25 protein-coding genes are annotated in these 23,826 nt (G+C 49.3%); 7 read left to right on the top strand and 18 right to left on the bottom strand.

The genetic code is table 11. The annotated features are described in order from the left end of the window. Positions 1–6 precede the first annotated feature (6 nt). Positions 7–660: a LolA family protein gene (locus tag ACZ5ZV_RS20025; protein ID WP_464119028.1), complete on the top strand. Its 654-nt coding sequence runs from the start codon at positions 7–9 to the stop codon at positions 658–660. Beyond that, positions 657–2,030, top strand: coding sequence for a 30S ribosomal protein S12 methylthiotransferase RimO (rimO, locus tag ACZ5ZV_RS20020; protein WP_464119026.1), 1,374 nt, complete (start codon positions 657–659; stop codon positions 2,028–2,030). The genes ACZ5ZV_RS20025 and rimO overlap by 4 nt, the downstream gene beginning before the upstream one ends. Here rimO and ACZ5ZV_RS20015 read toward each other — a convergent pair. After that, entirely contained in the window at positions 2,027–3,328 is a 1,302-nt protein-coding gene (locus ACZ5ZV_RS20015; protein WP_464119024.1) for a tetratricopeptide repeat protein, read from the bottom strand. The two genes, rimO and ACZ5ZV_RS20015, sit on opposite strands and share 4 nt — an antisense overlap. Before the next feature lie 82 nt (positions 3,329–3,410). On the opposite strand from ACZ5ZV_RS20015, the gene ACZ5ZV_RS20010 reads away from it, so the two are divergent. From ACZ5ZV_RS20010 to ACZ5ZV_RS20000, 3 genes are all read left to right on the top strand, one after another. After that, positions 3,411–4,223 (top strand): hypothetical protein, encoded by an 813-nt coding sequence (locus ACZ5ZV_RS20010; RefSeq protein WP_464119022.1) that lies wholly within the window; start codon positions 3,411–3,413, stop codon positions 4,221–4,223. 131 nt (positions 4,224–4,354) lie between these two features. Then, complete coding sequence (locus tag ACZ5ZV_RS20005) at positions 4,355–4,708, top strand: DUF2203 domain-containing protein (protein WP_464121436.1); 354 nt, start codon at positions 4,355–4,357, stop codon at positions 4,706–4,708. Continuing rightward, a complete protein-coding gene (locus ACZ5ZV_RS20000) occupies positions 4,705–6,327 on the top strand; it encodes an NAD+ synthase (protein ID WP_464119021.1) in 1,623 nt (540 codons plus the stop codon). The genes ACZ5ZV_RS20005 and ACZ5ZV_RS20000 overlap by 4 nt, the downstream gene beginning before the upstream one ends. 38 nt (positions 6,328–6,365) lie before the next feature. Here the strand turns inward: ACZ5ZV_RS20000 and ACZ5ZV_RS19995 are convergent, their stop codons facing one another. Beyond that, entirely contained in the window at positions 6,366–6,983 is a 618-nt protein-coding gene (locus tag ACZ5ZV_RS19995) for a 3'-5' exonuclease (protein ID WP_464119020.1), read from the bottom strand. A 126-nt stretch (positions 6,984–7,109) separates the two neighbouring features. Here ACZ5ZV_RS19995 and ACZ5ZV_RS19990 point away from each other — a divergent pair, with 126 nt between their 5' ends. After that, on the top strand, positions 7,110–7,364 hold the full coding sequence (locus ACZ5ZV_RS19990; RefSeq protein WP_464119018.1) for a 2Fe-2S iron-sulfur cluster-binding protein: 255 nt from the start codon (positions 7,110–7,112) through the stop codon (positions 7,362–7,364). Here the strand turns inward: ACZ5ZV_RS19990 and ACZ5ZV_RS19985 are convergent. The 11 genes from ACZ5ZV_RS19985 to ACZ5ZV_RS19935 form a co-directional block, all read right to left on the bottom strand. Further along, positions 7,361–8,509 (bottom strand): hypothetical protein, encoded by a 1,149-nt coding sequence (locus ACZ5ZV_RS19985; protein WP_464119016.1) that lies wholly within the window; start codon positions 8,507–8,509, stop codon positions 7,361–7,363. The two genes, ACZ5ZV_RS19990 and ACZ5ZV_RS19985, sit on opposite strands and share 4 nt — an antisense overlap. Positions 8,510–8,565: 56 nt before the next feature. After that, positions 8,566–9,882, bottom strand: a complete 1,317-nt coding sequence (locus ACZ5ZV_RS19980; RefSeq protein WP_464119014.1) for an ArnT family glycosyltransferase — start codon at positions 9,880–9,882, stop codon at positions 8,566–8,568. 3 nt (positions 9,883–9,885) lie between these two features. Beyond that, the gene (locus ACZ5ZV_RS19975) at positions 9,886–10,968 is read right to left on the bottom strand and encodes a helix-turn-helix domain-containing protein (protein ID WP_464119013.1); all 1,083 of its coding nucleotides are present in this window, start codon (positions 10,966–10,968) and stop codon (positions 9,886–9,888) included. Further along, entirely contained in the window at positions 10,968–11,723 is a 756-nt protein-coding gene (locus ACZ5ZV_RS19970; RefSeq protein WP_464119011.1) for a tetratricopeptide repeat protein, read from the bottom strand. The genes ACZ5ZV_RS19975 and ACZ5ZV_RS19970 overlap by 1 nt, the downstream gene beginning before the upstream one ends. 23 nt (positions 11,724–11,746) lie before the next feature. Continuing rightward, complete coding sequence (locus ACZ5ZV_RS19965; RefSeq protein ID WP_464119009.1) at positions 11,747–12,928, bottom strand: class I SAM-dependent RNA methyltransferase; 1,182 nt, start codon at positions 12,926–12,928, stop codon at positions 11,747–11,749. Positions 12,929–12,967: 39 nt separating this feature from the next. Continuing rightward, positions 12,968–13,393 carry a nucleoside-diphosphate kinase gene (ndk, locus tag ACZ5ZV_RS19960; RefSeq protein ID WP_464119007.1) on the bottom strand — a complete coding sequence of 142 codons (426 nt, stop codon included), beginning with the start codon at positions 13,391–13,393 and terminating at the stop codon, positions 12,968–12,970. 14 nt (positions 13,394–13,407) lie between these two features. Further along, positions 13,408–13,710, bottom strand: coding sequence for a hypothetical protein (locus ACZ5ZV_RS19955; RefSeq protein WP_464119005.1), 303 nt, complete (start codon positions 13,708–13,710; stop codon positions 13,408–13,410). A 128-nt stretch (positions 13,711–13,838) separates the two neighbouring features. Then, positions 13,839–14,651 (bottom strand): hypothetical protein, encoded by an 813-nt coding sequence (locus ACZ5ZV_RS19950; protein ID WP_464119003.1) that lies wholly within the window; start codon positions 14,649–14,651, stop codon positions 13,839–13,841. 87 nt (positions 14,652–14,738) lie between these two features. Next, positions 14,739–16,673: a DUF7844 domain-containing protein gene (locus ACZ5ZV_RS19945; protein WP_464119001.1), complete on the bottom strand. Its 1,935-nt coding sequence runs from the start codon at positions 16,671–16,673 to the stop codon at positions 14,739–14,741. A gap of 258 nt (positions 16,674–16,931) precedes the next feature. Further along, complete coding sequence (locus tag ACZ5ZV_RS19940) at positions 16,932–17,270, bottom strand: DUF2388 domain-containing protein (protein WP_464118999.1); 339 nt, start codon at positions 17,268–17,270, stop codon at positions 16,932–16,934. A gap of 188 nt (positions 17,271–17,458) precedes the next feature. Continuing rightward, positions 17,459–18,790, bottom strand: a complete 1,332-nt coding sequence (locus ACZ5ZV_RS19935; RefSeq protein ID WP_464117094.1) for an ISL3 family transposase — start codon at positions 18,788–18,790, stop codon at positions 17,459–17,461. A gap of 44 nt (positions 18,791–18,834) precedes the next feature. On the opposite strand from ACZ5ZV_RS19935, the gene ACZ5ZV_RS19930 reads away from it, so the two are divergent. Beyond that, positions 18,835–19,206, top strand: coding sequence for a hypothetical protein (locus ACZ5ZV_RS19930; protein ID WP_464117095.1), 372 nt, complete (start codon positions 18,835–18,837; stop codon positions 19,204–19,206). 133 nt (positions 19,207–19,339) lie between these two features. Here the strand turns inward: ACZ5ZV_RS19930 and ACZ5ZV_RS19925 are convergent, their stop codons facing one another. From ACZ5ZV_RS19925 to sucD, 5 genes are all read right to left on the bottom strand, one after another. Next, positions 19,340–21,016 carry a c-type cytochrome gene (locus ACZ5ZV_RS19925; RefSeq protein WP_464118997.1) on the bottom strand — a complete coding sequence of 559 codons (1,677 nt, stop codon included), beginning with the start codon at positions 21,014–21,016 and terminating at the stop codon, positions 19,340–19,342. Positions 21,017–21,126: 110 nt separating this feature from the next. After that, a complete protein-coding gene (locus tag ACZ5ZV_RS19920) occupies positions 21,127–21,276 on the bottom strand; it encodes a universal stress protein (RefSeq protein ID WP_464118996.1) in 150 nt (49 codons plus the stop codon). After that, a complete protein-coding gene (locus tag ACZ5ZV_RS19915; RefSeq protein WP_464121435.1) occupies positions 21,248–22,225 on the bottom strand; it encodes an SDR family NAD(P)-dependent oxidoreductase in 978 nt (325 codons plus the stop codon). Before ACZ5ZV_RS19915 ends, ACZ5ZV_RS19920 begins: the two co-directional genes overlap by 29 nt. 11 nt (positions 22,226–22,236) lie before the next feature. Continuing rightward, complete coding sequence (locus tag ACZ5ZV_RS19910) at positions 22,237–22,716, bottom strand: universal stress protein (protein ID WP_464118995.1); 480 nt, start codon at positions 22,714–22,716, stop codon at positions 22,237–22,239. A gap of 235 nt (positions 22,717–22,951) precedes the next feature. Continuing rightward, positions 22,952–23,824: a succinate--CoA ligase subunit alpha gene (gene sucD / locus ACZ5ZV_RS19905; protein WP_464118993.1), complete on the bottom strand. Its 873-nt coding sequence runs from the start codon at positions 23,822–23,824 to the stop codon at positions 22,952–22,954. Positions 23,825–23,826 lie beyond the last annotated feature (2 nt).

Here is a 23,826-nt window from a genome sequence, read left to right as displayed (position 1 = left end):
ATCCGGATGCTTAGAAACTCTTTAGCTCTGCTATTCACTGTCCTTTTCTCTTGGGTGTCGATTGCCGCGACTGCAAGTAATGGAACCCTTCAAAAAGTCGGTAAAAAATATCGCGCCTCCAAACTTGTGGAAATGAGTGTGGAAAAGGTTGTGACGTCCGAACTGCTTGGCAAAGAAACCAAGTACGAAGGCAAAATCTATCTGGCTAGCGGCAAGTTCCGCTGGGAAAACACAACACCAGAACAAACACTGTTGGTGTTTGACGGCTCTACGATCTGGAGCGTGCAGACACCGCCGAAAGAATTCGGTGGCCCGGTTCAGGTGGCCAAGGGCAAGGTGGACAAGAAGACCCGCTCACATATCCTGATCTCTTCGCTATTGGGGCAGGATCTGGCCAAAACCTTCAAGGTTGTCAGCGAGAAGAAAGACGGAAGTCAGATTCACCTTGATGTCGAACCCGTGCGGGGCGAGGACCTGACGGTGAAGTCGATGAAGCTGGTGGTAAACGCCAAAGACAACACCCTGAAGTCGGTTTCTTATCTGGATGACATCGGTAACAAGACAACGATGAACTTCAGCAAAATCGAATTTCTAAAAAAAGAAAATAAAAAACTGTTCAAATATCAACCGCCAAAAGACGCACAGGTAACGGACCTATGAAACAAGAGACCACTCAAAATAAAAAAGTTCACTTCATCTCTCTGGGGTGCCCGAAAAATCTTGTGGACAGCGAAATCATGGCCGGCACTTTGATGAAAGATGGCTATGAGGTCGTGGGCGAGGCGGAAAGCGCCGACACTGTTATCGTAAACACCTGTGGTTTCATCGAGGATTCGAAAAAAGAATCCATCCAGCGCATTCTGGACATGAGCGACCTGAAGCAAGAAGGAAAGATCAAAAAAGTCGTTGTCGCGGGTTGCTTAACCCAGCGCTATAAAGACGAACTGGTGGAAGGTTTGCCAGAGGCCGATTTGTTTGTCGGATCCGGCGAATTCCAGAACATCGCCAAGATTCTGAAGAACTCTGATGGCGGCGACAAACAAAAGACTTTCTTCAATCTGCCAACTTACCTGCAGCAGGAAGAAACTCCGCGCGTGAACTCTCAGCCGGGGCATCGTGCTTATTTGAAGATTTCTGAAGGCTGCATGAAGCGTTGTGCGTTCTGCGCGATTCCTTTGATTCGTGGAAACCTTCAATCCCGCTCTATCGACGCCATCGTTGCAGAAGCAAGACTGCTGGTTGCTGGTGGCGTGAAGGAACTGATCATCATCAGTCACGACTTCACTGATTATGGTTTTGATATCCGTCGCAAGGATCCAACTCGCAAAGAAAGTCCTGTGGAGCTTTTGAAGGCTCTGGATCAGGTTGAAGGCTTGCAATGGATTCGTCTGATGTACTTGTATCCAGATGGAATCACTCAAGAGATGGTTCAGGTTATCAAGAACAGCAAAAAGATCGTTAAGTACTTTGATATGCCACTTCAGCACGTCAATGATGCCGTTCTAAAAAGCATGAACCGCAAAATGACCCGTGACGAAATCGAAACGGCCTTGATGAACATCCGCGAACACATTCCTGAAGCGGTGATTCGCACGCAATTCATCGTGGGCTTCCCGGGTGAAACTCAAGAGCAGTTCGAAGAGCTGTTGAGCTTTGTGGCTGAACAGCAGTTCGACCGTGTGGGTTGCTTCAAGTACTCGCCTGAAGAAAACACTCCGGGCGGTCGTATGGAAAACCAGATCGACGAAGAAACAAAACAATATCGTCACGATGCTTTGATGGAAGTTCAGCAGAACATTTCCCGCGAAAAGCACAGCGACTTTGTGGGTAAAACTTTGGACGTGATCGTGGAAGGTTTCTCCGAAGAAACAGACCTGCTTTTGCAGGGCCGTTTCTGGGGTCAGGCGCCGGACATCGATGGTGTGGTTTTGATCAATGATGGTCAGGCTCAGGTGGGTGATATGGTAAAAGTGCATATCACCGACAACATGGAATACGACCTCATCGGTGAAATCGTCACTGAAAACTAGAAAGTACAGTTGTCAGAGGCGACCTCAAACTGGTCCGTCCATTTACTATTCTTGGCATTTCTTAAAACTGTCGTGGCTCTTCTAAAGGCCACGGCATTTTTTTTGTCATACTTGCAGGCGTTCTTATAAGCCAAAAGTGAAATGTCATATTTGCGAAGCTCGAAGGACGTGGTGGCCAGTCCCAGCCACGAACGGGCCGCCTTGGCGTTGGCTTCGGTCCCGGCTTTATAGACCTTCATGGCTTCGATATAGTTCTTCTGATCCTCCAGCAGACGTCCATAGTTGAACTGTGCCAGCTCAGAGCGGGGGAAGTCGGCAGAGGCCTTCTTCAGCGTTTTGGCAGCCGTGTCGTCTTGTCCCAGCTCTTTATAGGCGATGCCCAGGTAGACATAGGCATCAGCGGTTTTAGGGTCCTTCTGGATGGCTTCTTTGCAGGACTGAACGGCCGGTTCATAGGTGCCGTCCATGGTGTTGATCTCGCACAGTTTGCGCAGGTACTGGGGACGTGGCCCGATGCTTTGAACCATGTCCTGGAACAGAATACGCAGCTCATACAGATTTGGCACATCACGATTTTCATACAAACCGACCAGTCCATCATAGGCAGGTTCGTACTTGGGGTTGAGCTCGATGGCGCGCTTGTAGCTTTCCATCGCGTCGCGGGTCTTCTTTTGCAGGACGTAGGCGTTGCCCATTAGACTGTGCGCTTCGTAGTCCTTTTCGTCTTTTCCGATCAACACATTCAGGGCCCGGATCATTTCACCGGGTTCTTTGCGCTTTTCATGCGTTTTGGCCAGCAGTAAAAGACCACGGCGATCCAGTTTATCAATATGTTTCCAGAGCAGCAGAGTGACTTTTTCGTACTCCTCTTTTTTGTAAAGCTCATCAGATAGATCCACAATCAGGCCGGCATTTTTGGGGCTTTTGCGGATCTCGGCTTTCAGTCTTTCAATTTTCTGATCCGCAGTTTCTCCTGTCGGTGCTGATGTCGCGGGGGTGGCTGCGACCGGCTCCGTTGGTGTTGTCGGTGCTGCCACTTTGGGGGATTCCACCGTGGATTTTTCAGGAGCTGCGGGGGCGGCTACTTGTGGTTTATCGACTTTCGGGGAGTTTACCGTCGGAGCCGTAGGCCTGGTCGGAGGTGATGCGGATTTTTCTTTTAGCTCTTCTTCAAAAAGAGAGAACTCGTCCTTGGTCGGTTCGGCTGCAAAACTCCGAGAGGGCGTGGTGACCCATAATGAGACAAAAGCCAAGAACACGGTAAATGTAAGTCGATTGAAATTCAGTCCATTGGGCATATGTTGTATTATGACCTAAATGCTCTTGCGAGTGAAGAAATCTCAATTTACATCTGGACTACCCAATAATCGGGGTCAGGCCGTGATCGAGTACACTCTGATACTCGTGATCACTGTGGCTATTGTTATTGGTCTTACATCTCAGATTCTTAAACCCATGCAGGCTTTTTTGGACAACTACATGGGAAAATACGTTCAATGTTTGTTGGAAATGGGAGAGCTTCCTGCGATCGGCAGCGAGGACACCACCGTTGCTGATGAAGGGTGTAATGCCCGTTTTCAGCCGGGAACCTTGGCGGCAGGGCGGCCTCCGCGCGACGGGGCGGGAAGTGGCAGTTCCTCTGGCAAAGGCGACGGAAATTCCAAGAATTCCAACGGCGGTGAAAGTGGCTCGGGCGGCGGCGGAGGTTCATCTTCGGGGTCCACCTATGCCGGGTCGGCCTCCCGCGGTGGCAGTCGTTTCATGAACCGCAATCGACGCCCGTCCAGCGGTGTGGAAGCAGGCGGAGCGGCCCAGGGCCGGGTGGTCGAGATTGCGTTGGATGGCGGAGGTAGTGGCAGCTTCTTCCGAGGCAGCAATGGAGGTACTTATAGTGGTTCCGGAGTGAAAAAGCGTTCGGTGGCTATTTCCGGAATGACCGAAATGGAGCGCAAGCGGCTTGAAAAAGCGGCCAACGGCGAGGGCCGTGCGACGATAGTCACGGGTGAAAGCATCAAACCTCCGGTTAAAAAGCTGGCTGTGAAGCCACCGGTGGTTCAGACCTTCGAGAAAGAGGAAGAGCCCTTCACCATTGGAAATTTTATAAGGATCCTCTTCATCACGGCCATTATCATTGCTCTGGTTCTGCTCATTGGTGGTCAGGCACTTCAGATGTCGAAGAGCTTTGAAAAATAGTCTGCGTTGCGTTTAGAAATTCTTCATAGAAATTCTTAAGTTATCTGTCATGGCGTTAATTTCTTGAAACCCTCCAGTGTTTAAAGGATACACCGTTCATCAGTTCATTGATGGGGGATTCATTGGAAAATGTGATTGAGATCAATCGCAGTAAAACGTTCAGCTTGGAAGAGGCGCGCCGACTGCTCCCTATCATCTATCGTATGACGGAAGAATCCGCACGTGAGGTGAAACTTCACCTGAACCGTATTGAAGCTTTTTCTGACAAATCCCACCCTTCCGTGGCCGTTATTGAAAGCGATATCAACGCCATTATTGACCGCTGGCAGATCAAGATCGAAAAACTGGGAGCTGAGCCCAAGGGTCTTTGGATGGCTGATTTTGACAATGGGGAAGGCTACTATTGTTGGAAGTATCCAGAAGTTGAAATTAATCACTGGCATGGCTACCAAGATGGCTTTTCTGGGCGTATAACGATTGAATGAGAATCGCAGTCGCCCAAATCAATCCGGTCCTAGCTGACTTTCAGCTCAACAAAGTAAAAATCCTCGATTTCGTCAACCAGGCTGTTCAACGCAAGTGTGATCTTGTGGTGTTCCCTGAGTGCACCCTGTTTGGTTATCACCCGTTTGACCTTTTGGAGCGTTCGCAACTGGTGGCTAAGCAGGAGGCGGAATTCAAAGACCTTATCAAGAAACTGCCTAAGGATATTGGCGTGATCATGGGTTTGATCACCAAGAACCCGCAGAAAAAAGGCCGTCCCTATTTCAACAGTGCCGCTTTGATTGCCAAGGGTAAAAAGCCGCAGTTCTTTCATAAGCAGCTTTTGCCAACGGGCGATGTTTTTGATGAAGCGCGCTTTATCGAGCCCGGTGACTTTTCGAAAAATTATTTCAAATGGAAAGGGAAGAAGTTCTTCCTGACCATCTGTGAAGACATCTGGGCTTGGCCGGATGCCAAGGGCCATTCGCCTTACAGAGAAAATCCTCTGGCGAAGGTAAAGAAGCAGAAAATTGATATGGTGATCAATCTGAGTGCCTCGCCTTACTTCGTGGGCAAAATGAAGCAGCGGGAATACGTCACCCAGAAGACGGCGGCGTATTTCAATGCGCCGATCATGTATGTGAATCTGGTGGGGGCTCAGGATGAAATCATCTTTGATGGCGCAAGCTTTGTGCTGGATAAGAAAGGCAAAAAGCTACTGACCTGTCAGCAGTTCACAGAAGATATTAACGTGATTGATATCAACACGATGGAAGTGTGGCATAAAACCGCCAAGCTTCAGCCGGTGGAGGAACTTCGCCAGGCTCTGGTGTTGGGTATCCGTGATTTCTGCGAAAAGACGGGTCTGAAGAAAGTGCATTTGGGTCTTAGTGGCGGGATTGATTCGGCGGTTGTGGCGGCCTTGGCCGTGGATGCCCTGGGGCCGGCTCAGGTGACGGGCATGGGACTGCCGGGACCGTTCAATGCGCCGGAAAGCCTGACTTTGGCAAAAGATCTGGCCAAGAATCTGGGCATAGATTTTAGAACAGTTGATATCACGGCGATGTATGATTCGGCTGTGAAAGGATTGACTGAAGGTTTGAATCTTCAAGGGTTCAGCGTGGTGAATGAAAACTTGCAGGCACGTCTGCGTGGAATGACGTTGATGGCTTGGGCCAACAAAGAAAACAGCATGTTGCTGACGACCAGTAACAAAAGTGAATATGCCTCTGGCTATTCCACTTTGTACGGGGATATGTGCGGTGGGTTGGCGCCGATTGGGGATTTGACTAAAGCGCAGGTGTACCAACTGGCAAGATACTACAACCAACAGGGTGAAGTGATTCCCCAGGAAATTATCGATCGCGCGCCGTCGGCGGAGCTTCGTCCAAATCAAAAAGATCAGGATTCTTTGCCTGAGTACGACGAGCTGGATAAGTCTGTTGTCTATCTGGTGGAAAAATCAGGGGTGGCGAAATCAGCCACTGACAAGTGGCTTCTGCCGATCTTGATGCGAACGGAATTCAAGCGCTGGCAGGCGCCTCCGGTGTTGAAGGTGTCAGGACATTCCTTCGGCCGTGGTCGCCGTTATCCACTGGCACACAGAGCGCGTGAGATATAAAAAAAAGCCAAAGCCCCTTTGCAGGGGCTTTTTTCTTTTTACAGACCTCCGAAGAAGTCCATTTGTTTTGGTTGGCGTACGATCTGCGGGAAGCGCAGTTCGGGTTTTCCCGTTAGCGCAATCAGGTTTGCAATCTGCGGAGCCTGACCACCGATAGAAATTCTTTTCATCATCTGAGAGAACATGTGACCCAGATAAGTCGCATCCTCTTCCGCTCTGTGGAAGTTGGAGGTTGGGATCTTTAAGTGTTGAACCAAGGTACCCAGTTTGTAGTTGGGAAGACCTGGGAAGACTTTTCTTGCGATTGGCAAGCTGTCCAGGATGACCCCTTTGGGAGCTGCAGTTTCGTGCTTTTTGATGTCCGCAATCAGGAATTGAGAGTCAAACGGCGCATTGTGAGCCACCAAGATATCGTCGCCGCAGAATTCTGCGAAAGATGGCAAAATGGTGTCGATCAGTGGTTTGCCTTTAACCATGTCATCAGAAATACCGTTCACTGCAGAGGCGCCCGGCGGGATCGGGCGAAGAGGATCGATAAGTGTGGCGAAGATCGCTTCAGGCTGACCGTCGATAAAGCGAACGGCACCAATTTCTACGATTTGATCTACACCGGGAACGGTTCCTGTGGTCTCTAAGTCAAAAGCTATGAATCTCATGAAAACATTGATACAAAATGGGGAGGGGTGTTTCAACTAAAGAGTGGCCCGATGAAGGAGTTCCTACCTGTGTCATCTAAGTCTGGAAAATTTATAAGCTTTTTGCCCGGACACAGGGATGTCCCAGTGAGTCAAAAAGATCATTCTGTCTTGGACGTGGCCCTGCGTGCGAAGGTTGCCTTAAATCACACCTGTGGCGGCTATGGAACCTGCGGAACCTGTCGTGTTTTTGTCACTCAAGGTCTGGAAAAATTAGGCCCCAGAAACGATATCGAGGCGGAGATGGCCCAGGACAGGGCCTTTCAGGCATCAGAGCGGCTGGCTTGTCAGATCGAACCTGTCGACGGTCTGGTGATGGAAGTTCCTCTGGCAGACGATTAAGGCCTTACAAAAAACGGATTAGTGTAAATCCAAGTGATCCATTTTTTAGCATCCGGGATAGGCAACATCGGGCTGACACGAACTTGAACCCGATAAGTACCCGGGGATTTGATCTCGTAAACGGTTTCAGGCTCATTCACTCGCGCCTGAACCTCGCCATCTTTGATAATCATGATCTCAAAAAATTCCTGGGGTTTGGACGGCAGGGACACCTTCAAAGTCATGTTTTTGGAAAGGGTCACTTCAGAACCCATCATGTGGGACTTGTTTTCTTCCTCGATGGTGGCAGAAAACCCCTTTGGATCCCCCAGCGTGTCCAGTGCAATATAGAAGTTTCCATTTTTTAAAGCGTTGAAGATTTTCAAGCGGTCACTATTGAAGCTGCCCGTCAGCTCTGACTTCAGAACCACGTGGTTGCTCATAAATTCAAAAGATCTTTTGTAGCTTGGGAAGCGAATGAAGTAGTTCGCCAAAGGAATCACGCGTGCCGAGGCTTCTGTTCCGCCATATACGACAATCTTGCGCTGCTGACTGAGCTTATCCAGCAAGGCAATTTCATCCGTGGGCTCGGTGTAAAGGCGCACAAAGGCCAGGCGAGGGTTGAAGGGATAAATCATCAAACTCCAGATCGTGGAAATTTTGGATTCTTCCCAGGCACGATTGATCAAACTTTTCAGATTCACCAGCTCGAATCCATCCAGGCCCGAGGGAATTTCACCGGACCAGGAAAAACCGGCTTTGTAAGGATGGGCAAGGATAGTCAGGGTGTCTTTGCTGGCCCCTGTCTTTTGTGACAGCAGATCCGACAATTTGACCTGTGCATCGCCAAGATTGGTTCCGATGCTTTCCTGATTCAAAGAATAGTAAATCAACCGTGAATCCAGATAGCTGTACTTCCCGGCATTAAACACCAGCAGATTCCCGTGATAGGATTCGAATGTCGTGGGCACATTAAAAATGTTGTAGTCAGTGAAGAAAAGAAAATCCAGATTTGCCAGCTTGGCCGAAGTGATCACGAAACTGGCCGGAGCGGAACCACTGGACAAATCGGTGTGAGCATTCATCACACCCTTATAATCGTACAGGTTGCGGGAATGCTCGGAGCTGATTTGTTGAGGGACAACGGCAAACTCGTACTGATTCAAATAAAATCCGTACAGGCAAAAGGTCACTAGCAGAAAAGAGAGGGTCGCAATTACTTTCATGGCCTTGTGAATTCCAACACGACAAAGTCAGGAGAGATCGTTTTGATCTCTTTCATCTGCCATTGTTGTTCGGAAATCCACGCAGGTAAACCATTTGTCTTGCGCTTCACCAAATAAAAGACCTTTCCTTGTGGCTGTGCTTCCGGAAGTGTGTCAAAGAAGTCAAAACGGCTGATGTCTTTGAGCTTGAACACAGGAATCTTGCTGAAGTACCACAAAGAGGACGCCATCTGATAACTGCTGGCATAAAGGGGGCTGTAATCCCGGGCCAGAGAGCTGAGCTCTTGAAAGACGTAAGGTTCTTCAACTTTGTCACTTAACTTTCTTAAAGAGGGTGTGAACAGCGTTGAGACCACCAGGACGACAATAAGTCCCCAGAAGACCATATAGGCGCGAGTCCATTTTTGAATTTTTGGATGAAACAGGGCTGCCGCCAAAACCGCAGGATAGGCGATGATCGGCCAGTTGGCCTCAACCAGCGCGCGGAAGGAGGTCAGGAAAAAGAAGATCAAGGGCCCCCATCCGAAGTAATGAAGCCAGCGCAAGTCTTTGGGAACTTTGGCACGCAGAGCAGCCCAGAACACCAATGGGAACAAGATTAAGATCTGCCCCAGAATATAAGAAAGTGTCCACTCCGGGTTGTAAGAGGTTTTCTCCAGACCGTGTTTGATTTGAAATTCAAACGAAGCAAAACCGTTGAGCGCATTCCAAACAATGACGGGTGACGAGAACAGCAAGCCCGTCACAATGGTCAGAAGGACACCGGACGGGCGGACCTCTTTCCAGCGTTTTTCAAAGGTCAGATAAGCAAGCAGGCAGGGAACGAAAAGGACAATATGGTATTTCGCGCAAAAGCCCAGTCCCAGCGCAATCCCCAGTCCCAAATAACTGCCCAGGTTTTTCTTTTCAAGAGAGTGAACTGTCAAAAGCAAAGCCAGTGACCAGAAGGTCATCACCGGCAGATCCGGAGTCACAATCAAAGAACCGAATCCCAACAAAGGAGAGAATAAAACCAGGTAGACCCAGATTTTGATCTTATCCCAAGGCAGCTTGTCCTTTAAGAGCACAATCCAAATGCCAATCAGGAGATGACCAAAAAGGACCGCCGGCCAGCGCACAGCGTGCAGGAAGGGCTCTAGAAAGTGCCCCAAGTAGAACAGCCATGAGACCAGAGGCGGGTGATCGAAATAGCTGAGTTGTGGCCTTTGAGACCATACCCAGTAATAAGCTTCGTCAGCACTGAGTGGAATCAATGCTGACAAAACAAGTTTCACGGCAAGACTGATCCACCAGATACGCAGAAGTTCTTTCAAGGCTTAGTAACTCAACTTAATGGGTTTACCCAGGTCTCCGGGGATGCCGATTTCTTTTCCATTCAGGATCAGATTCACGGCGCCACCGTTGGAGAAATTGATCTTCAGGCCGCTTTTGCTTTTGAACGTGTGAACCTGTTCAGCGGATAGGCGGATCTTCTGAGGTTTGCCGTTGGGTGCGGAGTATTCAATTTCAACTGAATCCAAAGCTTCCACAATCAACTCCACAGGTTTGCCAGCTTCCGGTTTCGGAGTCGGAGTCGGAGTTGGTGTCGGTGTGGGCGTGGGTGACGCTACCGGAGTTGGAGACGGTGTTACCGTCGGGGTCGGTGTTGGAGTGGGACTTGGTTTCGCTGGGGTCGTCACAGCCGGTGTCGCCGACGGTGTTGGGGTTGGTACGGACGCCGGAATAGTCGCCTGCGGTGCTGCCGTCAGATTGGACAGCGGACTTGGTGCGGCAGTCGGTTCGACCTGAGTCAAAGTGCCTTCAACGGGATTTTCGACCACCACGGGAGTGGCACCTTCCATTGTTTGTGCAACTTCAGAGCTTGGAACTTCAGCTTCTTTGGAATACTTGTCGATCATCTTTTTGGTAAAGATGATCAGACCCACCAGGACAATGCCCAGACCGATAATGATGTAGGTCTTGGTGTTTTTGTTTTCACGCAAAGACTGCATGCCGTGAGAAGAGCTGGTTTCCGGGGGAGGTGTCGCTCTGCGAATAGGAGTGACCGTGGCTTCGACAGCAGGGGCGGATTCTCGCGTTTCAGATTCAGCCGTGGCAGTTTCGGAAACAGCTGTTGGGGCTCCTTTGGCGTCTTCAGTCGGTCGGATGTAAGGTTTCGGCTTGGTGGAACCCATTTCCTCGTAGAAAACCTCCAGCACTTTATCAGTATCCAGGTGCAGGAAGTTTGCATAACTCTGAACAAAGCCGCGCAGGAAGGTCTTGGCTGGAAGTTGGCGGTCGTCACCCTCTTCGATGGCCTTTAAAACTTTACTGCTGATTTTCAAAGAAAGACCGATTTCGTGAAGAGAGAGGCCTTTTTCCTCGCGGGCTTTCTTTAGAAGTTCGCCGGTTTTTTTCATTAGTGTCCCTTTCGAATCAAGCTGAGCATTCCCTTGGCCTTATCGCGATATGTACCGGTGGGATAATATTTTATCAATTCCTCAAAGCGCGCGATGGACTTGGATTTGTCCCCCAGGCGATAGTACGCCAGAGCGCTGTAGTAATGAGGTTCGTCATACAAACTTTTCTGACAGAAGCCGATCGCGCGATCCAGCGCCTCAGCAGCACGACCATAGTCCTTCTCTTCAAACAAAGTGCGCCCGTAGTAAGTATTGGCAACACAATCATCGGTCTGTGTTTGCAGGACCTTGGAGAACGCATCGCGGGAGGCTTTGAACTCTTTTTGATTGAACTTCAACAACCCCAGATTGATGTACGCCTTCTCGGGGCTTCCATAGGTCAGATCGTTGATAACCGCACGAATCTCTTTTTCCGCGTCCGCATATTTTCCGGCTTCGATCAGAACGCGCCCCAGATTGTTTCGCGCATCGGAATAGCGCGGCTCCATTCTCAGGGCTTCGCGCAGATGCTTTTCTGCCAGATCATAGCGTTCGCGATAGAAGTAGACCTGTCCCAGGTTGTTCTGAATGGCCGGATTTTGGGGATCAAGTTCTTCGGCCTTCAGAAGCTCCTGCAGGGCGAAAGGATAGTTGCCACTTTCGATGTGGGCAGCCCCTAAACGGAGATGAAGTTCAGCCTTTTGTTTATCCTGTGATCTGCTGCTGGCGCAACCGAGCAGTGAAAGAGCACATAGAGCGAGAATCCATTTACGCATGTTAAAAAGGTATCACTCAAGGCTTAAGAGTCAACCCTGAGTTCCGCAATAGTTTCGACGTGATCCGTCTGCGGGAACATCTCAAAGGCCTGCACTCGGTCAAGCTTATAGGAAAGCCCCAGCTTCTGCGCATGCGCAAAGAACCAGTTAAGATCACGCGCCAGGGACACCGGATGACAACTGATGTAGATAATTTTTCGGGGCTGTGCTGCCGCAAGAGTCTGCATCGTATATTCACTGGCTCCGGCCCGGGGAGGATCGAGCAGGACCAGGTCCTCTTTGCCGATGGCAGCCCGGCGCATGTAGGTTTCCACGTCGGACATGAAATAGGTCATGCGCTTGTCTTGAATTCTGGAGCGGGCTCTTTCCACCAGCTTGGGATTAAGCTCCACACCGATAATCTCGGCGTCAGCGTATTTTTGTGCCAATGGGAAGGTGAAGTTCCCGGCACCCGCATAGAGGTCGAACACTTTTTTATAGGCATGATCCCCAGCCCAGTCCAAAGCCGTGCGTAGCAGATCCTCGTTCTGAAAACGATTCACCTGAGAAAAACCAATGCCGTCGTCCTCGTCCGTGATCAGGCCATAGCGAACCTCGCCATCTTCGGCAATGTACATCTCCAGACGCAGAAGATCCTTCGCGTTTTTGGCGGCGGCCCAGTTCTTGACCTCGGCAAAGCGACTGGTCAAGGTCTCTTCGGTGATCAGGCAATCCATGGTTTCCACGATCTGGTGCGAGTTGCGCGCAAAAAAACCAAAGCGGTTGTTTTTGAACTTGGGCTGAATGCGATTGCGATAGCGCAAAACACGCGGACTTGGCTGAAGGGGCAGATAATTGAATTCCAGTTCGCGGTTGAACTTTTTTAAAGTCTCAAAAACGATGGCTTCCTTCTGCCGGCGCTGTTCATCCTCGTGGAGATGCTGCCAGTTGCAACCGCCGCAGGTGTGTGCCACGGGACAAGGTGGTTCGCGGCGGGAAGGGCCCGGGGTCAGGACTTCCACAATACGGGCTTCCATAAAGTTCTTTTTGGCCAAAGTGACTTCAGCCAGAACCTCTTCATTGGGCGCTGCTTGAGGAACGAAGACGACCATGCCCTCGTGTCGAGCGACTCCAGCACCACCCATGGCAAGCTTTTCAATTTTCAATTTGATCTTGGAACCGAGAAGGGGAGCTTTCGCTCCCCTTTGGTTTGATTTTGCAGACATTAGATAAACCGCAATTTCAAATATGGAATCTGTGAACGATTAAACGTTGCAGATTTCGTGTTTTTCGAAGAACAAAGCCAATTCGCGAGCCGCGGACTCAACAGAGTCAGAACCGTGAACTGCGTTTTCACCAACGTTGTCACCGAACTTAGCGCGAACTGTGCCTGGGTTGGCTTTTTTAGGATCAGTTGCACCCATGATTTCGCGGTTTTTCAAAACTGCGTTTTCACCTTGAAGGCACATCAACATAACCGGGCCGGAAGTCATGAAAGAAACAAGCTCGCCGAAGAAAGGACGTGCGCTGTGTTCAGCGTAGAACTCTTCTGCTTTAGCTTTAGAAAGAACAGTGATTTTCGCAGCAGCGATTTTCAAACCGTTCGCTTCAAACATGCTCACGATATCGCCGATAGCGTTTTTCTTCATGGCATTTGGTTTAATGATAGAGAATGTTTGTTCGATAGACATGGTGTCTCCTTGTTTTAATGACAAACTGTTTTAGTAATTTCGAAGAACTTAGGAGTTTTAGCGAATTGAGTGACACATGTCCACTCTTGGTTTCCTTGATCGGCATCACTGACAATCAATTTTGTTTCCACGGCCAGATCGTGACCTTCGCTGGGCTTTGTGAAGTTTTGATAGGTGATCTCGTAAGTGCGGCCCGGTGTATTCCAAAGACTCAAAGTGAACTCGACATCTTCAGTAGTCATGATCTGGATCTCATCGACTCTTCCGGCAAAAGCCGTGCTGCTGGCCAGTAAGGCAAAGACCAATAATTTCTTCATGTTAGCACTCCTGGGAGGCCCTTAAATACGGCCCCGGATCGGCCACTGTCAATGGGAAATTGCCGCCAGGGGTCACATTCTACTCTATATTCGATCTGAGATATTCGATGGCCTGAAAATTACGCTCTTTAGAAGATAATTTTAAAACTAAAACCGATTCCGGATGGCAACCACCAGACGCCGTCTTTTTCACAGCGCCCTGTGGACTTGCCGGCGGTGCATTCATCTTTTGGAATGAAAAGGTCCATTTCGAAGCGGTTTTGACTATCCGAAGAAGGCACCATGTTCAGGTTATCCAGAATATTCAGGGACGACAAAGCATCGGATTCATCTTTTTGAGCGGAAGCCGAATGGGCTCGCGAGATACGAACACGGCGAACCAAACGTTCGGTCGCTTCACGGTCATTTTCATCAATGCTGGCATCTCTGCGCATCAGCAGGAAGGGAACAGACATGTTTGAAAAGCCCATGTCTCTGAGCATGGACAGGTCGGCCAAACGAACATGCGCCACACTCAATTGCCCGCGCTTCAGAGCCACACGAGTGTAATGATCACTTTCCCTTGCCGCCGGAAGAAGGAACAAAAGACCGGCCCGTCCACCGCGGACGAAGCCGACATTGGTGTCACGGACTGAGCGGGGTGCTTTGCGGGAAAGGTCAACCTCGGCCTGGAAGTCCCACTCCGTCGTGTCGAAAGTCATGACGATAACGCTGAGGTGATTTTCACCATCGGACGCGCAAATATCTTCTTTTAGAAACGGCACCAGAAGACTGACGTATTCTTTGGTGGTTTGGCAGGCTTTGTGGTCACGGGTGTCCACCGCCACCATTACACCGCGGGCATAACCTTCTGAAGGGTTGCTGAACGAGTGTGTCTCGGCTCTTGCAGTCAGGGCCGAGAAAAGAACACATAATTTCAGAAGCGTTTTGGCGTATTCCATTTGGAGGTTTTATCACATCTCGTTAGCTAAATGGGTTCTCATTGAATTCAAAATAAAATTTTCCAGGGTGTTCAATCCGTGAACATCTTAAAGAGAGCGCATGAACTTCAGTGCAAACTGCACGTTGGCATTGATGGCTTCGATCTCTTTCATTTGAACCGAGTTGATCAGGCTTTCCACATTCTTTTCCACTTCACTGTAGATATCTGAACCTTGAGACTGCTTGCTGGAGGAAACGCTCTGGATCTGCTCCCAGTCCTGCTCGGTGGGAAGTCCATATCCAGAGGCCCCTTTCAGGAAGGCCGCCGGTTGCGAGAACATGTCACTGATTTCAGTCAGCGCGGTCACGATTTCTTTCTGTCTTGTGGTAATCCCTTTTTTGGCGGCCTTCTTTTCTTCCGCCATCACCTGTGCAGTCAATTGCGCCTTGATATCCGCCTTTAAGAAGCGATGAGCACCGTTTTCAAGCAGAACGATCGCGGCAGCGGATTTTGTGCGGGTCTTGCCTTCCAATGAGCTGATGCGAGCATAAATCTGTGCGCGCTGAGCCGCAGGTAGCTTCAGGAACTCCTGGAAGTCCTTGTGCCCCAGCCTCAAAGACTGACGTAGAACATTAAAGCTCATTTCATAGCGATCCTTGTAGGAATCAAACAGATAGCCATTGTTGATGGCCTGAACGCGGTTGGAGAGCATGCGGTTGTCGGCGATTTTCAGTCTCAGCAATTCTTTTTGCAGACCCATCGGGGTCTTGATGCTGACCTCCATCAGACCAGGACGGAAGATGGAACCTTTCATCAGGTTCAAGGATTCCACAGCGCAGTTATTCGACGTGAAGTAGTACTTTCCGTCATACGACCAGTGGGTTTCAATCGTGCGAATAATAAACTGACGAATTTCATCACGAGTCAGATTGAGCGGAACGCTGTTAAGATCCCGCAACTCTGTTTTTGTGTATTCCTCGATCACCTGATTCATGGGCACCAGGAATAACCGGGATGGATAGTCGCCCGTCAGTCCTTTGAGCGTGTTGATCTGGATGCTGTTTACGAACGCGCGATAAGAAAGAACGATATGATCGTTGAGATCTTTCAGGCACTCCGGGCCTACGACTTTTCTTTCCGGGGAGCACATGACGATGCGGAACATGGAGTGACCCCAACCACTCATCATGGCTTCGCCCTCTCCGGCCAGCAGATAGTGAATTTGATAAATGCGGCTGGGATCAATGGTGCGTAGTGGACTGTTTTTCCCTTTGAAATCCGGGATGACGTAGTTCAAGGGCACCTGGCATCGGCTGTTCGGGAAAGGTGTGTGATTGAACTTTGTGCGGAACAGATGATACAGGGATGGGCGACGACAGGCATAGTCGGGGTCCATCAGGAAGTATTCCATATTCACGGGAAAAGATTCATAGGCACTGGTCAGCTCATAGATATCCGGACTGCGATGTTTCATCCAGGACTCATCGCTGTCGACGAATCCTGCGATCATGGTGAAGTAGGGGTTTTGCGAATAGCTGCGGTACATGTTTTCGTAAGCACGACATTCCGGACTGGTGCGCTGAGCGTGATCACGCTCCTTTTCTTCTTTGCACTGCTCGATCATGCGGGCTTCTTGGGCGTCGTGGACATTCAGGCGGTCATAGGCGTGAATGGTTTCGTGAATAACGGTGGCAAGAATCTCTCGATAGAAAGTCTGGTGGGTGCGATTCGTCGGGGTGGCATTCTTTTCCCCGCGCAGGATTTCGGGCACGGCCTTCAGATCAATCCGGATCGATCCCCAGGCTAATTTACCCAAGGCATGATCGCCATGTTCCTTAAGACTCTCAAAGCGGACCTCGACGGGCTTTTTGAAGGCCATCTTGATTGAAGCAGGCAGCAGGTCTTCTGCCTGTTGCAGAAGAATCTGGGCGTTCTTGCGGAACGCTTTGTCCGAGGGTCCTTTGCTCAGCACGTACTGAAATGCTTGAGCGTGACAAGACATGGTCAGTAAGGCGGCGATTATAAAACCTGTTTTCTTCATAAGCCTCTCGTTGGCAAAATGACTCTGGTTTTTCTAAAGATTCAACAGAGCTTTTCATTGCGACAATCGGACCAGGTTCTAGGCCCCCTAATTTCGTGTTGATGGCATAAAAGTGTCTAAATCTCATAACATAGGGCCTTGGTTGTCATCAGCAAAACTGACTCATTCTGAGACACTGCAAAGTGAAATAAAAAAGGGCCACCCCAGACGGGCAGCCCTTTCTTGAAAAGAGAGGAGGTAACAAATCAAAATTAAAAATTACATTTTCAAGATGCCTTCAGCGATCTCAAGATCAGAGGCCTGAAGTTTTGGATTTTCAGCGCGAATGGCTTCAAGAGCTTTTTGCAAAGAAACACCGCGGATAGCACCGTCAGAGGCGATCATTGTTGCTGCATCTTCTTTTGCTTCCAGGACCAGCTTCAATGTCTCACCAGAGATCGAAGCGGACGTCGCCACCACACCACCTGTTGTCATCAACGGGATTGCAAGGATGGAGTCAACAGTGGAAGTGACTGAAGCAGAGTAAACTTGAGAGATCTCTGTGGCCTGGGCAACTGTGGCAGACAACAACAATGCGATAATCAGGGACTTTTTCATGGAAACTCCTTTTGGGTTTTAGGCTTTATTTGCTGAGGACCCCTAATGCAGCAAAGGTGCCAAGGTGTTTCGACATGAGATTTCAGGCGGTTAAGTCAGAAGGAATCGAGGAGGTGCAGAGGAAGGGTGTTCAGACAGTTTTCAGGGACCGCCCAGAAACGGCCCCTGATTGAAAAGCCTCTCCGTTTTTACTGGGGGTGGGGGATATGCCAATGCCATCCAGTCGTATCAATATGAGACGAGTTAAGAAGCCCACAGCGTTGCAATATTTTGAGTTCAAAAGATTCTTGGTTGCTGTATCCATACCCCATTCTCTTTAGAACTTTGATTTTATTATTGATGCCCTCTGAGATGGCAGTGGTCAGGTTAGATTTAATATATGCCTGAATATTAAGCCTGTATTTTCGAATCTTCTGAGCAAATTGTTTGAACACTTTGATACCTGATTCTCGAACCAAGTAGTACCATTGCGCCAGAGATTTTCGGAAGTTTGGAAGTGTTTTTTCATCCAGAACTTTATGGAAATAATCAACGATCAACATTCCCGCATTGATGTTTGTATTGAGCATTTTTAATTTCCCAAGAAGGTTTTGTTCTTCGATGGACAAGTTGGGATTGCGTTCCATGAGGATAAATCTGCGCCCCCCTTCGAGCATCCCGGCTTGAAAGCTGTCATTTCTTTTTTTTGCCAGTCTAAACTCGTCTTTGCGGAGAGTATTAAATGTTTCATTAAGGTTCTGAACTAAATGAAATCTATCCACAGCAATCTCTGCATTAGGACATAGCTTGGAAACAGCTCTGAAATATCCAGCATTCATATCTAAGGCAAAATATATAATTTGGTCCCGAGTTTTCTTAGATAAAGTCTTGAGGCAATTTGCTAGAGCCATAGCATCTCGTCCGCCAGCTGTTGCAATGACTTTTGAGAGCTTAGAGCAGACAAGGCTGGTTATATATTGAGTGGTCCAGCGCTCAGAAAAGGGGCTATTCCTTTGAGTATTTACTATAGTTCTAAAGTGTACTTCGTCGGCACTCATGTGACTGACGTTGAGATCATCAGGGAGTTTGTAGAATTTCTTCATGTGCCTCATTCTCCACTGATCCAGATCCCACATGGTTTTGGAATTCGTGCGGAAATAGCGACTTGTAGCTTCGCAGGTAAGCTCTTCCATGAGAAGACCAGCAACCTCAGCCATAGCCAAAGTCATGTTTGAGAATTGAGGGTGAACTCCCTTCATAGGAGACATTCGAAGTTGCCCTGAACACATGTCGCAAACAGCGCGTAATCTACGATAGTGAACTATCACTTCTTTATAAGCCCCCAGAGGGGGAGCTTTTAGTTTGCGTATTCTGTAGTCTTTGACATTTTTTAAAGAAAATCCACAGCTCTCACAAACACAAGTATCTTTTTTTTGCTGCACCCATAATTCACATGTTAGAGTTGATTTGTCAGTTTTGAAAGACTGCAGTACAACGTCTTGCAGACCTATGGAATCAATGATGAGATCAGAGCAGTCCATCCTTGGAAGCCTCCATTAGTAAAAATTTTAGGGAGATTTTATCAATGAACTTTGAACTTGAAACAACACAGCGCACCGTATGGGAGCTTGCCGATCGAGTGGAGTTTTTAAATCGTATGCGGCCATTACTGAATATTAGTGATGCCGAGGCCGAAGAAATCAAAGAATTGCTTCAGGAAAGAGATTTTGACTACTTAGAGATCGCAGCTTATTTGGGCAAGCAAGAAGATCCAGATGCGGCCCTAGTTTTTAATGGGAAAAAAGATATTTACTGGGATATTTTTAACTCAAAAAAATCAAAAGAAATTATCAATAAGATAAGTGAATTAGCGCATCCTCTTACAAAGTTGTCCCACACAAGAGGCCTCACTCAAAGAGACTGGATGAAAAGACTTGAGGCGCTTGGTAGTTTTTAAAAGATTTAAGCGTCCCGGCAATCAAGGCCGAGGATCGAATCTTCGAAAAACAAAGGTCAGAATTACTTGCTCAAATCGAAGATCTGAGTTGCTAGCCTCTCACCCCCATTTAAAACGGGGAGCCGATTGAAAACTACAGAGTCTGCAGGAACTGGATTAAATTACGTTTATCCTCGGCCGTCAGGATTTCCTTTCCGTCTTTGATAAAGATATTGATGTCGTGACCGGCGTTGCTCATGCCGACACGGCGGGTGTCATAGAGATGCTCGCGGGTCTTCCAGGACTTCGGAGTCTTCGCTCCGACCGGATAACCTGCGCAGTCAAAGTCATAATCTGTTTCTGTGTTCAGTGCTTCGCCGGAATAGTAAGTGACCGGTCTTTGTGTGGCCGGAGTTAAGAGGGCGCAAAGATTCGGGATGGAGTTGTTGTGCATATAAGGCCAACGTGCCCAGATACCCACAAGAGGAGGAGGCACATAACCTTCTTGCGCCTTGATCACGATGCCGTTCTTTTTGGATATTGCCAGATCGTTGAGCTGCTCCAGCGACTTCATGCCCAGGCGACGATGTGGATCGGTCCCGACATTCACCACGGGTGTCTTTTCCTTGTAGTGAACAGCCACTGTTTTCAGACGCTCTGCCGAGGAAAGGACCAGGGCATAAGGTAGGTTCCAGGCTTTTTCGTAACGGCCGTGGCACTTGGCGCAGTTGTTGTTGAAGATCTGCTCGCCGGCTTTGGCACGGCCCAGATCAATTTTCTCTGCCGGGTAGAAATCTGTGATATGCGGAGCTTCGGAGGAAAACACGGCGGTCGTTAGCTCTTTGATGACTTCTTCGTTTTCAGTCAGCCACTGCTCCAACTCGTGCAAGTCTGCACCACGTCCGATCTCGTTCCAGATCAAATTCGTAAAAATGGGATTTCCACTCAGGACACTTCCGTCTGACAGCCAGCGGTTTTTATATTTCAGATTCCACCACACTGCGGGCTTGGAGTCCGCTGGTTTATCGTCAAGAAAAGCGTCTTCGCGTGGGAAGCGTTCATGCCATCCGCTAAAGCTGGCATAGGGGTCTTTGGCGCGACGGTTCAGGGACAGACTGACTTGAGCCAATGATGTGTCCAGGCCCAAGGCAATCGGTTGCTTCAGGGCCACGGCTTTGAGGCGGTCTTTTGCTTGCTCTAAAAGCTTTCGCTCCGCCGTGGTGGCCCCAGAGTAGGCCTGGAATAGATGCGGGTCCATCAAGGGCACGACTTTCTTGGCTTTGATGAAGAACTCGTTGGCCTTCGGGAATCGGTTTGTCATTCCCAGGACGGTTTTGCCGAATAGATTGGATGAATGGCAGGCAGCGCAGCTGAAAGTGAATCCCCGGGCGCCGTTTCTTTCAATCAACCCAAAACCCATCAACTCTTGGGGGCGAACGCCGTTGGGATAAGGTACAGCGTAAACGCCACGCTCGGTTTCTTTTGGGTATTCATGCAGGCCCAGATCTTTCAATACATCGTTGAAAGTTCTAAAGCCACTCAGACCTTTCATCAGACTCTGAATCCAATTTCTGAACGGGTTGCGGGAGTCCTCTTCAAGCAATCGGCGCACGGGTGCGTAGGGTGGCAACAGGCCGGTCACTGTGACGGGGTACACTTGCGCGTGAATCTTTCCTTGTGTTTGATAGTGGGCAAATTCTTCGGCTGACCAGGCATAAATATTTGCGCGTCCGGTGGAAGGAACGGGAGCTCCCGCGGACCAGTCCGGTTCCAGAGCCAGTGCAGAAAAGCCAAATACAACGGATGTGATAAAGAGGAAGAATTTAAGCATGCAAAGGACTTATCGTGCCGGGCAGGTCACTGACAATAATAATCTCTGCAATGAAAAGTCAGCGCGCATAGGTCCCGGCCCCAATCGTGGGTCTGAAAATATTTCCCGCATCAGCCGCCGGAGCGAAGAATCAGAACCGGAATCGGGGATAGCAAGCAGGCCTTTCTTGCCGTGCTTCCCAGAAAAGTGGTGAGCAAACGGTTGCGACTGTGTGTGCCCATCAGCAGAAGATCATAGCCGTAGCTGATTTCCTCCAACATGACCCAGAACGGCATGTTTGCTGGCAACATAAGGGGCCATCTTTTCAAAGCCGACCAGACCGGCAATAGAGGCGCAGTTTACGATGCTGCCACCTCCGGCCTTGGCCATATGAAACAGCTGATACTTCATACACAGCCAAACGCCCCGCAAGTTGGTGTTAAGTACGCCCTCCCAGTTCTCATCTGTGATATCTTCGAAGGCGCTTTCTTCGCCTTCGAGTCCGGCGTTATTAAAGGCGTACTGAACAGATCCGAATCGCTCCACTGCCGCGAAGAAGGCGGTATTCACCTCTAAATCAATACTGACGTCACAGGTGAAATGGGCGGCAGGGACATCCAGTGTTCGTTTGATAATGTCCACGGTTTCAGCGGCGTGCTGTTCATTGTAGTCCACGACAGCCACCGGAATGCCGGCTTGAGCATAGGCAATAGCTGTGGCGCGACCGATTCCAGACCCAGCACCAGTGATGAAGGCGGCTCCGTTTTTCATTTTTTTTGCTCCTGATCGAGGGGTGGTATTGTTGGCCCTTATGACAATCACGGGGGCTGGCGACTTTAAGATGATTCGGCGAGCGACGCTCCCTAAGAAAGCCCTGAGCATCATATTGCGGCCGTGAGTTCCCATGACGACCAGATCCGCCTCATCCAGCAGACCCCGCAAAGAGTCCTCCAGATGCGCTTCGCGATTCAGCAGTTTGAAGTTGATCTTCAGTCCGTTTTTTTCCCAGCGCTGCACTGTTCGTTGGAGATCGCGATAGGCATCATCACTCATCTGGCGGAACATCCTTTCCATATCAAAGGGGATGGCACCTGTTTGGTAGAAACTTTCTTTTATCTTCAGGACTTGCTCGCCAATACTGTGCACCACTTGTACGGAGGTCGGGACTTCCTTGGAAAAATTCATCAGAAATTTCTCAGCGCTGATACTAGAAGAGCTGAAATCTGTCAGAAACAGGACATTCAGTTCCTTCTTAAAATTGATGATACGATTTTTTCCTGGGCCACTGGACCCAGAACGAAAACCGGCAGTGAGGCGTTGCGAATCACCTCTTCGGCGACACTGCCCAGTAAAAGCTTTTTAAGGCCCTTTTTCCCCTGTGTCCCCATAATCAGCATTCGACAGTCGGGTGCACTCTTGGTGGCGGCCAGAATTTCCTCCGCTGGAATGCCGTATTTCAGATCGAGCTTGGCAGTGACTTTGCTCTTTTTCATGCGCTTCAGGACTTGGGAGCGAATGCCATCAAATTCGCGCATGACGAACTTTAGATTCTCTTTCTTGAACCAAGACGGTTTAAGATCAGCGACAAAGACGATCTCTAGGTTGAGCTTTAGTTTTTGCGCAAGTTGGATGGCATTATCCTGAAGAAGACGGGAGCGTTTTCTTCCCGTGGAGGTGTCTGCGGCAAGATCGTCAGCTAATATAAGATTGGGACCAGCCACAAGCTCCTCCTGAGCGGGGTGAATAACTGTTATCGTCCTCAGGTATTCTGGCCCCGGTGAAAGGCTGCGGCAAAATGAATCAGGTGAGTTTGTAGTCTTTCAAATAGGGAACTGTCGTCAGGCACGGGTTGATGTTTGGCATAGGCCCTAGGCTTGGGAGCCTTGAGTGGAATGACAATAAAAAACCCACGACATTTCTGCCGTGGGTTTGGAAGTAGGTCTATTTAATTTAGAACTACTTTTTCAGCATGGAAGCCATTGTGGTTCCCATGTCTGCCGGAGAGCGGGAGATCTTGCAACCAGCCGCCTCAAGCGCTTTGAACTTTGCTTCAGCTGTGCCTTTGCCGCCGCTGATGATCGCGCCGGCGTGACCCATGCGCTTACCCGCTGGAGCCGCAGCACCTGCGATGAACGCCGTGACAGGCTTTTTGAAGTGAGCTTTGATGTATTCAGCAGCTTCTTCTTCAGCCGTACCACCGATTTCACCGATCATGATAACGCCGTCTGTGTCTGGATCTTCATTGAACATTTTTAGAACGTCGATGAAGTTTGTGCCGTTCACTGGGTCACCACCGATACCCACGCAAGTGGACTGGCCGATACCAAGCGCGGTCAACTGACCAACAGCTTCGTAAGTCAAAGTTCCAGAGCGGGAAAGAACGCCGATACGACCTGGTTTGTGGATGTGACCAGGCATGATACCAATCTTGCACTCGCCCGGAGTGATAACGCCAGGGCAGTTTGGACCGATCAGGCGTGTGCGCTTGCCTTTCATGTATTCTTTCACCTTCACCATATCCAAAACAGGGATGCCTTCAGTGATACAGATCACAAGATCCAAATCAGCATCAACGGCTTCCATGATGGAATCAGCCGCAAATGGAGGTGGAACGAAAACCACAGAAGCATTGCAACCCGTGGCCGCTTTCGCTTCTTTCACAGTGTTGAACACCGGCAGACCGATGTGAGTTGTGCCACCTTTACCCGGAGTCACACCGCCCACCATTTTAGTTCCGTAAGCCAATGCCTGCTCAGAGTGGAAAGTCCCTTGAGCACCAGTGAAACCCTGGCAGATTACTTTCGTGTTTTTATTAATAAGAATTGCCATGT

The organism is Bdellovibrio sp. HAGR004 (assembly GCF_055397015.1).
The sequence above is the reverse complement of the archived record's forward strand: the minus strand, read 5'-3'. Positions and strand labels throughout refer to the sequence as shown.

Coding starts and splice junctions, on each gene's coding strand:
- ACZ5ZV_RS20025 (WP_464119028.1), top strand. CDS start 7: ATGCTTAGAAACTCTTTAGCTCTGCTATTCACTGTCCTTTTCTCTTGG.
- rimO (WP_464119026.1), top strand. CDS start 657: ATGAAACAAGAGACCACTCAAAATAAAAAAGTTCACTTCATCTCTCTG.
- ACZ5ZV_RS20015 (WP_464119024.1), bottom strand. CDS start 3,328: ATGCCCAATGGACTGAATTTCAATCGACTTACATTTACCGTGTTCTTG.
- ACZ5ZV_RS20000 (WP_464119021.1), top strand. CDS start 4,705: ATGAGAATCGCAGTCGCCCAAATCAATCCGGTCCTAGCTGACTTTCAG.
- ACZ5ZV_RS19995 (WP_464119020.1), bottom strand. CDS start 6,983: ATGAGATTCATAGCTTTTGACTTAGAGACCACAGGAACCGTTCCCGGT.
- ACZ5ZV_RS19975 (WP_464119013.1), bottom strand. CDS start 10,968: ATGAAAAAAACCGGCGAACTTCTAAAGAAAGCCCGCGAGGAAAAAGGC.
- ACZ5ZV_RS19970 (WP_464119011.1), bottom strand. CDS start 11,723: ATGCGTAAATGGATTCTCGCTCTATGTGCTCTTTCACTGCTCGGTTGC.
- ACZ5ZV_RS19965 (WP_464119009.1), bottom strand. CDS start 12,928: ATGTCTGCAAAATCAAACCAAAGGGGAGCGAAAGCTCCCCTTCTCGGT.
- ndk (WP_464119007.1), bottom strand. CDS start 13,393: ATGTCTATCGAACAAACATTCTCTATCATTAAACCAAATGCCATGAAG.
- ACZ5ZV_RS19955 (WP_464119005.1), bottom strand. CDS start 13,710: ATGAAGAAATTATTGGTCTTTGCCTTACTGGCCAGCAGCACGGCTTTT.
- ACZ5ZV_RS19950 (WP_464119003.1), bottom strand. CDS start 14,651: ATGGAATACGCCAAAACGCTTCTGAAATTATGTGTTCTTTTCTCGGCC.
- ACZ5ZV_RS19945 (WP_464119001.1), bottom strand. CDS start 16,673: ATGAAGAAAACAGGTTTTATAATCGCCGCCTTACTGACCATGTCTTGT.
- ACZ5ZV_RS19940 (WP_464118999.1), bottom strand. CDS start 17,270: ATGAAAAAGTCCCTGATTATCGCATTGTTGTTGTCTGCCACAGTTGCC.
- ACZ5ZV_RS19935 (WP_464117094.1), bottom strand. CDS start 18,790: ATGGACTGCTCTGATCTCATCATTGATTCCATAGGTCTGCAAGACGTT.
- ACZ5ZV_RS19930 (WP_464117095.1), top strand. CDS start 18,835: ATGAACTTTGAACTTGAAACAACACAGCGCACCGTATGGGAGCTTGCC.
- ACZ5ZV_RS19925 (WP_464118997.1), bottom strand. CDS start 21,016: ATGCTTAAATTCTTCCTCTTTATCACATCCGTTGTATTTGGCTTTTCT.
- ACZ5ZV_RS19920 (WP_464118996.1), bottom strand. CDS start 21,276: ATGTTGGAGGAAATCAGCTACGGCTATGATCTTCTGCTGATGGGCACA.
- sucD (WP_464118993.1), bottom strand. CDS start 23,824: ATGGCAATTCTTATTAATAAAAACACGAAAGTAATCTGCCAGGGTTTC.